Source organism: Paenibacillus sp. FSL K6-1230 (genome assembly GCF_038002385.1).
Classification (GTDB): Bacteria; Bacillota; Bacilli; order Paenibacillales; family Paenibacillaceae; genus Paenibacillus; species Paenibacillus massiliensis.
In genome coordinates this window covers 2,050,774-2,065,090 of sequence record NZ_JBBOCK010000001.1, presented here as the reverse complement: position 1 = coordinate 2,065,090, position 14,317 = coordinate 2,050,774, and the positions used below count along the sequence as shown (strand labels likewise).

Genomic DNA, 14,317 nt, shown 5'->3' with positions numbered 1-14,317 from the left:
ATAATCGCTCACTCCCACTTGTAATCTTACTTCCTAAGTGTACTACAAACTTCGATAACTAGAGGTGTTTTTTTTGAGTTTTTCCAGTATCATATTTTTGTACTCTTTTTCTAATGATTGCATAACAATGCATATTTACGCAATTACATCTAAGTTTTACATCCGCCTGATCTCATATAACTCTCACTTTGCTCTTCATTTTAAGACTATTTTTTACGATATTACATATGGGGTCAGCAAATTACCAGGACTTGAGTCTTATATGACAGGAGGGCAGAACAACTTAGTCAATACATAGAGAAAGGAATGACCACCAGCTTCCCTAGCGTCAAGATTATGAGTTCTAGCAACATTATTTCGAACCAGGAGTGAGCATTTTTGAAAACTTGGACCCGACTTTCATTTTTCACGAAAAACCTTCTTCTTTCTTTCATTAACATTATTTTGATTGGGACCCTGCTGATCGCGTCCAGCTACCTGATTCAGAAGTCTGTTCTGATCGACCAGCTCCATAGCCAGATTGAAAAGGTAACGGAGAGCTGGTATCAACAGATTGATGCCGAGGAAGTTAGACAGGCGGTTACGGAGCAAAGCTATGACGGCCCTGCACAAACCAAGCTGCGCGAGACGCTCGACACCATAAGCAAGTACAATCCTAACGTGAACTATGCTTACATTTTTGGGGTTGAGCTTGAAAATGGTCGTGGGACCTCGATTGTCGCTATGCCTACCGCTCTGCGCAACGACTTCGAAGCAGCGGATATGGGCGTTGGTGCTATGTATGAACAGCCGGTAATTATTGCAGATGCGGTGGGTAAGATGCTGAATGCTGGCAACCCAACGTTCTCAGACATTTACTCCGACGACTTCGGTACCTGGACTACACTGATGTATCCGCTCAAGGATAGCAGCAACAAGATTTTTGCGTATTTTGCTGTTGACGTGGATGCGAGCGCTGTGCCTAAGGGGCTCACCAAGACCCTATGGACTGGTATCGCGATCATGGCCTTGTTCTTCGTTATTTTCTTCGTCGTCCAATATATTGTCGTCAAACGCACACTGTCTCCAATCAAGGAATTAATCCATGGAATCGAAGAGGTCAGTGAAGGTAATCTGAATGTTCGTATCAAGGCAGGAGTCGATGACCTTGGCATTGTGAATGACAAATTCAACACTATGGTTGAGCGTATGAACAACACCATGGCCCGAGTACAATTTACAACCGATGAAGTGAATGAATCCGCCAAGGAGCTGCTCGCAATCTGTGAGCAAAATGGTACCAACGTTAACACAATTAACGCCAATATCAATGAAATTACGGATAACATCAAATCTCAAGAGCAATCTTCTATGAACACAGCTCGTTCCATGTCTGAGATGGCATCGGTCATTCAGACAATTGCAGTCAATGCCTCCAGTCTTGCCTCCGAGGCCGATTCCGTACAACAGCGCTCCGTGGAAGGCAACATGGTCGCACAACAGGCTGCTGAGCAAATGCACAAGATTACAGACTCCGTTAAGAACACTTCGCGGGCTATTCGTCTGCTCGAAAGTCGTTCACAGGAAATTGGTAACATTCTGAACATTATTAGTGGCATTTCCAGCCAGACCAATCTGCTTGCCTTGAACGCCTCCATTGAAGCAGCTCGTGTCGGTGAGGAAGGTAAAGGCTTTGCTGTCGTTGCTGGAGAGGTCCGCAAGCTTGCTGAGCAATCCCAGGCAGCCACCCAGCAAATCACTGGCTTGATTGAAGAGGTTCAGAAGGAGATCAAGGAAGCCTCGATCGCTATGGAGACAGGTACCATGCAGGTCGAAGAAGGAATTGCTGTTACAGAAAAAGCTGGATCATTGTTCGAGAACATTCTGGGTGCTACAAGAAGCTTTGTCGCACAGATCGAGGACCTGTCCAGCTCTACCGAACAGATCTCGGCAGGTACTCAGGAAATGACGGCTACCGCAGAAGAACTCTCAAACACAGTGAGCAAGACTGCTAGCAACAGCGGCTATATCTCTCAGACAGTGGAAGAGCAGAAGGCTTCAACGATCTCAATCATTGACTCCTCTAACAAGCTCAGCTCGATGTCTGAGGAACTAAGAGAACTGATTTCCTATTTCAAAGTATCCAATCCGAGCTAATGCATAGTCGTAACGTATAGCTAACTTCCAAAGAGCGCCTTCCATACTTATTTCTCGGATGGAAGGCTTTTCTTTCCCTATAACATTCATCGGAGGAGATCTGAACATGAGTCATTCCAATACGAATATTACTGCCCCAGTCATTCAGGCACTTCCTATTCCGCTCGATCGTAATCGCAGACACCGAACCTACGAGCAGGACAACTTGAATGTACAGCTTGACCGGACCGTATATGAAGCTGTGCAGGCCAAGATTCCTGTAGCGCAACAAGAAGCGTTCTTCACAGCCGTATTCTTTGCCTGGATGTACAGACTCTCTGCGGAGACCGAGCTGGCCTCCCTCATCTACAGTAACACGGCGGGATGGAATGTGTGGGAGTTAGAGCTGCAACCGTCCTTAACGATGTCCGAGCTAATGAACCAGTGCCATGATCTTCATTCCTCTAACGCATCCCGACTCACAGAGATCGGTGCGGAGGTTGTGTTCTCATATTTGCAGGCTGGCGACAAGGTACAGGACACTGCTGAATCGGCAAAATCCTTGCAGTCGTTACCTGAAGCTATGCCCGAGCCTATTATCGCTGTACATGTAGCAACCGAGGAAGACGCGTATCATGTTCACATTCGGTATGATCGCTCGCTACTGCTGGCTGACACGATGGAGCGCTATGCTTCCTATTACAACGTAATAGCATCAGAAGCAGTAGCCGGGCCCGAGAAGTCCATCAGCTCGTATGATATTCTGAGCGATTATGATCGCGCTGCGCATGAACAGCTTAATGCAACAGAGGTACCTTACCCGGAGCAGCAGACCATTCACGGCATGTTCGAAAACGCAGTCGCTCAGTATCCTGAGCATGGAGCCATCGCCTCAGGTACAGTAGAGCTTACTTATCGGGAATTGAACAGCCGCGCGAACGAAATTGCCGCGGAGCTGTTGTCCAGAGGACTTGCAAAGGGTGATTTCGTCACGATTTACATGGAACGCAGCATCGAGACTGTCATCTCACTGCTTGGCATCATGAAGGCAGGCGGCGTATATGTACCAGTAGACCCAGACCACCCTGCGGAGCGTAACGGCTTCATCGTCGAAGACACTCGCTCCGCTTACGTCCTGACGAAGCAGTCCTATCAAGAGCAAGCTGCTGAGCTCTGCTCAACCATCTCGACCGTTCGGGAGATTCTGATCCTAGAGGAGTTACTCGTCGGGCGTGAGACTGCCAATCCGCAGCTGGATGTGAGCCCAGACGATCTTGCTTATATTATCTACACCTCTGGCTCAACGGGTAGACCGAAGGGTGCACTGATCGCCCACCGCGGTGTCGTGAACCTTGGAGCCGTCGTGCAGCGGGATTGCGACATTGAACCACACGATGTGCTGACCCAGTTCGCAACCTACAGCTTCGATGCCTCGATCTGGGATACCATCGGCGCGTTATTTTACGGGGCTAAGCTATACTTACTCTCTTCCGAGGAGAGGGTATCCGTCGAAGAATTTGCAGAGGCTGTCGAGCGGACTGGCACTACCATTATTACGATTCTGCCTACCGTATTCTTCAATCAGCTATCCACCTATCTATCGGATGAGGGCTATCGCAAGCTGTCCCGGGTGAAGATTATTACGGTTGCAGGAGAGGCTCTCTACGGGAACCAAGTCCGGGCATTCCAGAAGAAATTTGGTACACGAACGGACATTGTTAACGTCTATGGACCTACTGAATGCACCGTAGCTACAACCACACATCGGGTTCGTGGTGCCGTGGACGAGGAGCAGGTTCACATTCCGATCGGGCGACCGATCCACAATTATCAAGTCTATGTTCTTAATGAGGAAAACCGCCTCTGCCCTGTCAATGTGCCGGGAGAGCTGTGCATTGCTACACCTGCACTTGCCAAAGGCTACCTGAACCAGCCAGAACGAACAGCACAGTCGTTCGTAGACAATCCATTCATTCCTGGAGGTCGTATGTACCGCTCAGGCGATATTGTTCGCTTGCTGCCAAATGGTACTCTGGAGTATGCCGGACGCAAGGATTCCCAGCTCAAAATCCGGGGCAACCGTATTGAAATTGGTGAGATTGAAGAGCAGCTGGCTCGTCACGCCGATATCCAGGACGTAGCTGTTATTGCCAAGAAGGATGCACAGGGACAGAATATGCTGGTTGGCTACTATACCACCACGCATGGTACAGAGCTTGAGACTGCGGACATTAAGGCACACCTGGCAGCGAAGCTCCCATCCTACTTCATTCCCGACTTCATCATTGGGCTGGAGCGGATGCCGCTATCGCCAACTGGCAAGCTGGATCGGAAGAAGCTGGCCTCGATGCCACATGAGCAATACGTACAGAGCAATGCATTGCCAGGGGAGCCTCCTCAGACGGAAACCGAGCAGCGGATCGCTGATGCCTGGCAAGAGGTACTTGGGCATGGTGGCATTATGCGTGACGATGATTTCTTCCGTATTGGCGGGAACTCGTTACACATCATCCATGTGCTGGCCAAGCTCAAGCCTCATTATCCGGGACTCCGGATCGGTGATTTCTTCCGTCATACGACGGCGCATCAGTTGGCTGATTATGTTCAACAGCTGGCTCAGCAATCCGAGCAGCCATTATCCGCAAGTGGCGCCGAGCAGCAAGTAAATCTTACACAGCAAGGTCCCAAGATTGAGCTGAATGAGCATCCGCTGGAATTTGTACCGGATCAGTCCTTTGCTCCAAGGCCGATTCACAAGCTGCTGATTACAGGCGCTTCTGGCTATCTCGGCTCACATATCTTACATGATGTACTGCGCTTTACTGAGGCAGAGGTCTTCGTCATGATGCGTCATACGGAGACAGAGGCAGCCTATCAGCGACTTGCTGGGATTCTAACGGAATACTTCGGCGCATCCGCTGCCCATGTGTTGCGCGACCGGGTAACCATCGTATACGGCAATCTGGAGGAGCCTAATCTGGGAATGCTCCCAGAGATTCACAAGCTGCTTAGTGAGCAGTTGGATGCTATTATCCACAGTGCTGCTGACGTGCGACACTTTGGTGATTCAGCTGCATTTGAGCGTACGAATGTAAGTGGCACACGTGCCTTGCTTGATCTTGCTGCTTCCAGACCAGGCATGTCCTTCCACCACATTTCAACGATGGGGATTCCCGAGGATCTGGCAATGAGTGGACAATGGGAGCGCGCACTACAGCATTCCTCCTTCCCGGCGGATATGCAGCTTGAGAATCTGTATTCCAACAGTAAGCTTGATGCTGAACGTCTGTTGTTCGAGGCTGCTGCCTCAGGAATACCTGTCACAGCCTATCGAGCGGGCAACCTGTCCTGTCATTCAACCAGCGGGCGGTTCCAGACCAACATTGAGAGCAATGCCTATTACCGGATGCTCAAAGCCATGCTATTGCTGAACAAAGCTCCCGAGGCGGATTGGGATACGGACTTTACACCTATTGACTATGCGAGCCGGGCAGTAGTCGAATTGGCATTCAACGCGGAGAGCGCGAACCGCATCTATCATATCTGCAATCCTCAGCCATTGCCTTATGCAGACCTGATTGATATGATGCGTGAGCTAGGCTATACCATTGACACCCTGCCATTCGCAGAATACACCTCCTGGCTGCTGAATCCGAGCAGTCAAGTGCAGGATGATGCGTTGCAATTGGCTATGGGCCAACTGGAGGGAGACGGAGCCAAATCCTCCGCTTACCGCTATGGCTGCGCTGTGACAGCCGCACGTCTAGAGCAGCTTGGTGTTCGCTGCCCTGTGACCGATCAGGCATTCATCCAGCAGATGGTGAAGCATGCCATAGACGTAGGGTATTTCCCGCAGCCCGCCGTGCTGCAGCAGCCATCCGCTGCTCGCTGATTCTGGGTACAGAGCTTCAGCATCACTTACACTTCACAGCTTGAACATTCGCTTGAGTCCGTTAAAGCTGGTAGCATGCTGTAGCTCCGTAATATAGAATGGCTAATTCAAATGTCAGTACAACAGAACGCGAGCATTCAGAGACGTCTTGTCTTGAATGCTCGCGTTTTTTGATGCGTTTTCCGAAAACGTATTTGTTGCTACACATCCGGTACACTGCGTAGAAGTCAGATATTCCCCTCGAACTCTTCTATTACGATCTTTCCAATTGTGCTGCCTGTCTCCAGCAATGCGTGAGCCTCTCGCAGATTGGCTGCGTGAATGGGTCGCAGTCGTGTAGTCAGCGTGGAACGGATCAGGCCTTGATCTATTAGACCCGATATCTCATTCAACAATTCATGCTGCCTGATCATATCACTTGTCTGGAACATAGAACGGGTGAACATCAGCTCCCAGACGAAGGTTGCACTTTTGCTCATTAGCAGATTGAGGTCAAGCGCTTGCTTTGTCTCCACAATAGAACAGATTTTCCCTTGCGGGCTGATGGATTCAGCCATATTAGGCCAATGCAGCTCGGTACTGTTCAAGCAGAAGATGTAATCCACCCCTTCCAGACCCAACGCTTGAAGCTGTGGCAGGAAGGGTTCATGATGATTAATCACTTCATCGGCTCCCATAGACCTGGCCCATGCAACGGACTCTTCCCGTGAAGCCGTGCCGATGACGCGCAATCCAGCGTACTTGGCCAGTTGAATGGCGATGGACCCCACTCCACCTGCTGCTCCAATGACTAGTAATGTCTTGCCCTCATTCTCAGCTGGGGTGAGCCCTACACCAAGACGATGGAACAGCCCCTCCCAGGCCGTAATTGCAGTGAGGGGCAGAGCAGCCGCCTCTGCATAATCCAGCGAAGCAGGCTTCATACCTGCAATCCGCTCATCCACAAGATGATATTCACTGTTGCCTCCGGGACGGATAAGGCTGCCTGCATAATAGACCTCGTCGCCTGGTCTGAACAATGTACATTCCGGGCCAGTCTCTACTACAATCCCTGCTACATCCCAGCCCAGTATCCGCGCTTCCTGCTCTGCTTTATCCTTGGGGGCGCGCTGCTTGACATCGACCGGATTTACACTGACGGCCTTTACATGCACCAGTAGATCTCTACCGGTTGCTGCTGGAGTCTTCAGCTCCACATCCACTAGACTATCTGGATCAGCAATGGGCAGATAACGGTATAGACCAACTGCTTTCATGGTTGCTTTGGGTGCTTCATTCATCATCTATTCCTCCTTGGATCTTATTGGGTCGCTCTATGATTGTAAATATAACGCAATTGTTCTAAAATCATAAGTAGGCACATTAATGTTATGTAGTATCTTTTTTTATACTGTAAGGAGTGAGTCTATTGGAGGACTACAGCAGCAAGTATGGGGAATGTCCAAATGAAGAGGGTTGTCCCGTTGCCTACACATTGGATATCATAGGCGGCAAGTGGAAGGGCATACTACTCTATCATATGATTGAGCAGCCTGTTCGCTTCAATGAATTCCGCCGGATCTGTCCGACGATTACCCAGCGTATGCTGACCCTGCAGCTGCGTGAGCTAGAGCAGGACGGTATCGTTCACCGTGAGGTGTATCATCAGGTTCCTCCCAAGGTGGAGTATTCACTGACCTCCTTTGGCCAGACCCTGATTCCTATTATCATGAAGATGAAGGAATGGGGAGAGCAGCATAGACATCAGACTCTTGTCAGATCTTAGCGGTATCTATAGCAACAACGCAGAAAAGCCGATCCACATTGTGAATCGGCTTTTCTGTTACGTCTCGGTATTCAGCTAAAACGATGGCACGATTATTGCTCAAGTATGGTGTAATCGAGGTAATACCTTATGGCAACAATGATCGACAGGTGCAGCGGGTAAAAGCTGACCCAGAGCCAGCGTGGCACACGTGGGCGAATGAATGACGGCAAGGAGCGGAGGCTCACGATAAGTATTGTAGATACAAGACTTAAATGCTGTGTCATCTGGAATAACGTTATCTCTCCGTAAGGTAAGGAATATCTAAGCTCATACAGCAGGTTCAGCACGAGATGGGCCGGAATCATCCAGAAGCCTCTGCAATACCGATAGATCAGCACAAGTAACAGGCCATATGCAGCGTAATCCATGTCGCTTGCTTCCATGAATAGTCCAACCAAGATATACATTGGAACGACTAGCCATAGACGCTTCATTCGATCAGCAATGGCGATAGATCCTAGTGATGCTAACAGAGTCCAGACTACATTAAGACCGTTCGTGTCGAAGGCCAGCATAAAGGGCAGCTGCGAGATCAGCGCTAGTGCACCAAGACGCAGCATGTATTTGGTCAGATTCCTCGTATGTACATAGCCCATATATAGAGCAAAGGCATAGATAGGGAAAGCAATTCTCCCAATCATTCGCCAAGGTGCTGATCCTGGAAAAAAAACAGCTCCAATATGGTCAATCAGCATGGTAATCATAGCAAGCCAGTGCACAGCAGTTATCTCCTCCCTGAATGTGTATCCTGATCCCGGGTGAAGTCCGCAGGCATGCAAGATATTTTATTAATTATACTATAGCTATAGGGTTATAGCTTGTCATTGTGTCGAAATTATGTCAAAATATTAATAGGTATCCGAAAGTGAGAAGCGGATTATTACTTCGTGCCACTAATAAGGAGTGCAGCGGGATTCGAGGCCATAAGGCCTGGAATCCTTTTTTTGAGCTTCATGCAAGCTTTGTATTATTGTTGAGTTCTCTTTTCGTTGTCATCAGGCTCGTACATGAAAGATTCTCACAGGATAGTGCCTTATAGATTCAGAGAGAAGCAGCCTCAAGCTGCCACTAGATAGGGAGAGAAGCTACATGCAACAACACATCACAGAACGTCTATGGACCAAGCATTTTGTTATTTTGACCTTCGTTAACCTGTTATTATTCTTAGAGCTACAAATGATCGTCCCCTCATTGCCGTCTTACGTAAAAGACGCCTTCTCTGCCAGTGCGATTCAGGTAGGATTGGTCACGAGCTTATTCGCCCTCAGTGCGATCGTTGCTCGTGTTCTCTCGACCCGTTATCTGGAAAAGGGCTTTCGAGCGTATATCGTCCTGATCGGGCTCGCGCTTGCTCTAGCCGGGACTCTCGGTTATGTGCTGGCTCCTACGGTAGGTATTCTGCTCTTGATGCGGGTGATTTTCGGGCTTGGCTTTGGGCTTAGCAGCACTACATTTCCCACTATGGCTTCAGATATTGTTCCTGCCAAGCGAATGGGTGAAGGCATGGGCTACTTTGGCCTATCCTCAACACTAGCCATGTCCATCGGACCCACGATTGGCATTAGTCTCCTGCAATACGGAGGGTTTAATGCGCTAGTATACACCACCTGCGCTGTGATTATTCTAGTCGTACCCATGACTATATGGCTGCTGAGACAACTCCCAGACCCTTCGAAATCTGGGAAGGATGCCGGCGTGAACGCAAGGCAAGCAACCGTGTCTAGCGAGGAGAATGACGGAGTACCGCTATGGCGCAAGCTCTGGCTGCCTTCCTTTCTGAATTATCTCATGGCCATTACTTATGGCGGCTTGCTTAGCTTCATGGTCTTATTCGGCCAGGAAGCGGGCTTGACACATGCAGCCTTCTTTTTCCTATTCCTTGCAGGAGCAGTGCTGCTGGTTAGGCCCTTTGCAGGGAGACTCTATGATCGGTTCGGCCATAAGGCTATTATTGGACCAGGCTCTCTACTCTTGCTGACGGGTCTTCTCTTGTTATCCTTTGCGCGTGCGGATGGGATGCTGTACCTTGCTGCCATGTGCTATGGAGCAGGCTTCGGCAGCATGCAGCCAGCCTTCCAGACCTGGATGATTCAATGTGTGCCTCCACGCAAGCGCGGAACAGCAAGCAGCTCTTTCCTAAATTCTACGGACTTCGGGGTAGCTACAGGTGCTCTCCTTCTCGGCTCCATCGCGAAATGGTCGAGCTATGCGATGATGTATAGAATTTCAGCCACAGCTATTGTAGCGCTGGTGCTGATGTATTTCTGGCTGCAGTGGAATACAAGACGGTCTCAAGCTGCGATTGAGCTTACATGATATTATGGCTTACATGATATTATGACTTACATGATACGGGGACTTACATGATAGAGGATTTTAAGTGATACCGTATTTCTTAAAAAGATAAAGCCGCCTGTCTGTTCCAGCGTCCCTAGGAAGGCTGAATCAGGCAGGCGGCTTTTTTGTGCTATACGCAGTTTAGTTGTGGCACAACTCCATTCAGCCAGAGTTCCACCACAGCCTGGAGTTGTTTTGGTGTAATTTTCAGTGGGTATCATATGAGAAAGTTTCTGCCTAACGGTAGCCTGCTTTTTTACGTATACCTGGTGTTCGCCGAGCAATGTCCTTCCCCCGCTGCTGTTCATGGGGATCATTCACCTGTCCCTCACCTGCTTCGTCTTCACGAGGCTTCACCGCGAATAGCATTAGCAGCCCTCCTACAGCGCTGAGCACGCTCATTACAATGAACAGAAGACTGTGCCCCCGATGTAACAACAGCGATACGATCGGAGGACCCAGCGATACCCCGACGAACCGCATACTACTGTACAGCGAGGTGATTGTCCCACGCTCCTTCTTCTCTATACCACGTGTTATTAACGAATCCAGGCATGGTAAGGTCAGACCAATCCCAGCGCTTCCCAAAGCGAATAGTCCGATTTCTATATAGATATTTTTGAAAAAGGAGATGAGGGTAAAGCAGATCGTAAGAAGAGCAAGACCGCTAAAGCCAAGCCATTTCATACGAGCTTTATTCTTACCAATGACCTTCCCGCCAACGTAGGAGCTGACGCATAGAAAAGCCAATGGAATAGCCAGAACTCCGCCTTTCATAACGCCATGCAGATGATGCTTGGACTCCAACGTCTCAGATAAATAGAACAAGGTACCAAAAATTGCAAACATGCAAATGCCGCCCATGGCAAATATAGCATACAGCCACCGACCATTTTTGCCCAGCACAGCCCTGAGCTCTGACAGAAATTCCTTGAATGCCACCTCTGCCTTTTGCTTACGGCGCGGAACGGACACGAAGAATATAACAAGGAGCAAGGAGATGAGAAAAAACACCGGAATGGACAGCAATGGCAAGTACCACAGCACCATTCCCAAAGCCGCACCCAGAATCGGACTCAATACTTTTCCAAACGTATTATAGGTCTCGACAATTCCCAGATTGCGACTAACTTCCTCCTCCTGTGTATATAGATCCCCTACGAGCGGAATGACGATTGGAAAAGCCCCGGCCGCACCTACTCCCTGCAATAGCCTGCCGCCGATAATCGTCCAATAGGCAGCTTGGTCTGCAAGCAGCCACGCACCAGCAGCAGATATGCCTGCTCCAATAACCGCTGTAATGAGACTAGGTACAATGACTGCCTTGCGTCCAAAGCGATCAGACAGGTAGCCTGCAATAGGTATGAGGATAATGGCCGCTACAGCGTACACTGTAATCAGCATGCTTACCCGTAGGGAGGTAACGTTCAGCTTCCTTGCCATTTCGGGTAGAACAGGAATGAGCATGGAATTGCCAAGCGTCATCATCAAAGGAATAGAACCCAGCGCCAGTAAGAGTGTATGCTTCGTATTCTTATCCGAATTTTTACTTGAATTACCGTACTTCATACTCATACCCTTCATGTCCAAGGACCTGATTTCATATACCATTCCCCCCAGGATTCAGTACACAAGCAGATAGTTGTATTGTGGTTGTTCCGGAAAGATTTTATGCATTAGAGTCTGTGAGTAACTCCAGACACTGTCAAGCTTCTACCGATGCCAGCTACCATGAAAAAAGCGCGTGCACGGGGATATTCCCGTCACTCGCGCCTCTTCGATCTGCAGTTATGATAGTTAGATAATCAGATATACGCTAGCTCCTCACCTAAGCGTCACACTTAGAGAGAAATGATCACTTCATGGCCTGCTTCTGGCGTGATGATGACGCCTTGAGCGCTGACCTGAGCCGAGCCGCCTTGCACTCCTGCAAGCTGCTGAATGCCACGCAGTACAATCTTCCATGGCTTACCAGCACCTTCTGCGCTCACCTGAATCGTATCACCAGTACGTTCGGCCTTAGCAGCCAGCTCCCGTTCCCCTTGACCATTCACAACGACGGCTTCAGCCTTCGCATCTGCCTCCAGCTCGAATAGATGGAGCTCGACCCCTGTTGCATAATCGTAATCAGGACGGTTATCCTCCTGCCCGATCGCCAGTAGTGTGTTGGGTCTGACAAGGACCGGCAATGTCGTGAAATCATGCTGCTCTGTCTGCCAGGCTTCTCCTGTCTTAACTTCGCCAGTCAGCAAGTTCGTCCAGCGACCAGCAGGCAGATAATACTGCACATCCCCCTCACGATTGAAGATAGGAGCAACTAACAAGGAATCCCCGAACATGTATTGGCGGTCCAACGTATGAGTCGTCGGATCTTCCGGGAACTCCAGCACCATAGCTCTCATCATCGGTAAGCCTCGCACGGAGGATTCCACGGCTGAGCTGTAGATATAAGGCATGAGCGTGCACTTGAGCTTGGTGAAGCTGCGCAGAACATCTACGGCCTCTTCATCGAATAGCCATGGCACCCGATAAGAATGGTTACCATGCAGTCGGCTATGAGAAGACAGCAATCCGAACTGTACCCAGCGCTTGTAGACATCTGGCGGAGCCGTTGCTTCGAAGCCGCTAATATCGTGACTCCAGAAGCCAAAGCCACTGAGACCTAGCGATAGACCACCACGCAATGACTCTGCCATGGATTCGTAATTAGACGAGCAATCTCCTCCCCAGTGAACCGGGAACTGCTGACCGCCAGCCGTAGCGGAGCGTGCGAATAAGGCCGCCTCATTTTTGCCCAACTCTTCCTCCAGCAGCTCGAATACCGCCTTGTTGTAAAGGTGAGTGTAGTAATTGTGCATTTTCTGTGGGTCAGAGCCGTCAAAATAGACGACATCAGTCGGAATCCGCTCACCAAAGTCTGTCTTGAAGCAATCCACGCCTTGATCAATCAGCACCTTCAGCTTGCTCTGATACCAGCGCACAGCATCCGGGTTCGTGAAATCAACCAGTCCCATTCCCGCCTGCCACATATCCCACTGCCACACACTTCCATCCGCAGTCTTCACTAGATAGCCATGCTCCATACCTTCATCAAACAGGATTGACTTCTCTGCAATGTATGGATTGATCCAGGCACAGATCTTGAGCCCCTTCTCCTTCAGCCTCCGCAGCATGCCCTCAGGGTCCGGGAACATATCCTTATCCCATTGGAAGTCACACCACTGATACTCCTTCATCCAGAAACAGTCAAAATGAAAGACCGATAACGGCAAATCACGCTCAGCCATACCATCTACAAAATGATTCACCGTAGCCTCATCATAATCGGTCGTAAAGGAGGTGGTGAGCCAGAGTCCGAAGGTCCATGCCGGAGGCAACGCCGGCTTACCCGTAAGCTTCGTATAATTATCTAGCACTTCTTTAGGATTAGCCCCACCGATAATAAAGTAATCGAGCGTCTCTCCCTCTACACTGAACTGTACTCTCGATACATTCTCCGAAGCGACCTCATAGGACACGCGCTCCGGATGGTTCACGAATACGCCGTAGCCCTTGCTGGATAGATAGAACGGGACATTTTTGTAGGCCTGCTCACTGCTCGTTCCCCCGTCTTCATTCCAGATATCTACTACCTGACCATTCTTGACAAAAGGAGTGAAGCGCTCGCCCAAGCCATATACGTATTCTCCAACACCAAGCTCCAGCTGCTCCCGGAAATAGGCCTGTTCATTCGGACCTTTAATATAAGCAGGCCCACGGTGGCCGCTGCCAGTGACTTTCTTACCATCATAATTGAAGGCAATGCTCCAGCCCTCCGTAAGCTTCACCGTGACATCAAGCTTGCCGCTCTGCAGGACAGCTGTCTGCTCGTCAGTCGTAATCTTCACATCCACAGGCTCGGTATGAATGTCGAAGACAGGTCCTTTCATAACTTTTCCTTTATGATGATTCATCCGTACACGAATGACATCGGGCATGGGGGAGCTAAAGGTCGTCTTCAGCAGTGCTCCGTTCAGTGTATCCCCTTTGTGCTGGACTTTTTTGCTCGCTGCATACAAGGTCAAGGAAGAGTCATCCGTGGCTATATCCCGAATATCCGCTGGATTCTGCACATCGTACCCTTTCCGAATTTGCCAATATCCATCCGTAAACTTCATTACCGCTTC

The 14,317-nt window shown here is 49.5% G+C and carries 9 protein-coding genes; 4 read left to right on the top strand and 5 right to left on the bottom strand.

Annotated features, from left to right (window positions below; all coding sequences use genetic code 11):
* Positions 1-378 precede the first annotated feature (378 nt).
* Both MKX74_RS09085 and MKX74_RS09080 read left to right on the top strand, forming a co-directional pair.
* On the top strand, positions 379-2,136 hold the full coding sequence (locus tag MKX74_RS09085) for a methyl-accepting chemotaxis protein (protein WP_028592341.1): 1,758 nt from the start codon (positions 379-381) through the stop codon (positions 2,134-2,136).
* A gap of 106 nt (positions 2,137-2,242) precedes the next feature.
* A complete protein-coding gene (locus MKX74_RS09080; protein WP_341178158.1) occupies positions 2,243-6,007 on the top strand; it encodes a non-ribosomal peptide synthetase in 3,765 nt (1,254 codons plus the stop codon).
* A 227-nt stretch (positions 6,008-6,234) separates the two neighbouring features.
* On the opposite strand, the gene MKX74_RS09075 is transcribed toward MKX74_RS09080, so the two are convergent.
* The gene (locus MKX74_RS09075) at positions 6,235-7,287 is read right to left on the bottom strand and encodes a zinc-binding alcohol dehydrogenase family protein (protein ID WP_341180543.1); all 1,053 of its coding nucleotides are present in this window, start codon (positions 7,285-7,287) and stop codon (positions 6,235-6,237) included.
* A gap of 128 nt (positions 7,288-7,415) precedes the next feature.
* On the opposite strand from MKX74_RS09075, the gene MKX74_RS09070 reads away from it, so the two are divergent.
* Positions 7,416-7,772: a winged helix-turn-helix transcriptional regulator gene (locus MKX74_RS09070; protein ID WP_341178157.1), complete on the top strand. Its 357-nt coding sequence runs from the start codon at positions 7,416-7,418 to the stop codon at positions 7,770-7,772.
* Between the two features lie 92 nt (positions 7,773-7,864).
* Here the strand turns inward: MKX74_RS09070 and MKX74_RS09065 are convergent, their stop codons facing one another.
* Entirely contained in the window at positions 7,865-8,533 is a 669-nt protein-coding gene (locus MKX74_RS09065) for a TraX family protein (RefSeq protein WP_341178156.1), read from the bottom strand.
* A 370-nt stretch (positions 8,534-8,903) separates the two neighbouring features.
* On the opposite strand from MKX74_RS09065, the gene MKX74_RS09060 reads away from it, so the two are divergent.
* On the top strand, positions 8,904-10,130 hold the full coding sequence (locus tag MKX74_RS09060) for an MFS transporter (protein WP_341178155.1): 1,227 nt from the start codon (positions 8,904-8,906) through the stop codon (positions 10,128-10,130).
* A 26-nt stretch (positions 10,131-10,156) separates the two neighbouring features.
* On the opposite strand, the gene MKX74_RS09055 is transcribed toward MKX74_RS09060, so the two are convergent.
* The 3 genes from MKX74_RS09055 to yicI all read right to left on the bottom strand — a co-directional run bounded on the left by MKX74_RS09055 (position 10,157) and on the right by yicI (position 14,308).
* A complete protein-coding gene (locus MKX74_RS09055; protein WP_341178154.1) occupies positions 10,157-10,372 on the bottom strand; it encodes a hypothetical protein in 216 nt (71 codons plus the stop codon).
* 16 nt (positions 10,373-10,388) lie between these two features.
* Complete coding sequence (locus tag MKX74_RS09050) at positions 10,389-11,726, bottom strand: MFS transporter (protein WP_231505378.1); 1,338 nt, start codon at positions 11,724-11,726, stop codon at positions 10,389-10,391.
* Between the two features lie 266 nt (positions 11,727-11,992).
* On the bottom strand, positions 11,993-14,308 hold the full coding sequence (gene yicI, locus MKX74_RS09045; protein WP_341178153.1) for an alpha-xylosidase: 2,316 nt from the start codon (positions 14,306-14,308) through the stop codon (positions 11,993-11,995).
* Positions 14,309-14,317 lie beyond the last annotated feature (9 nt).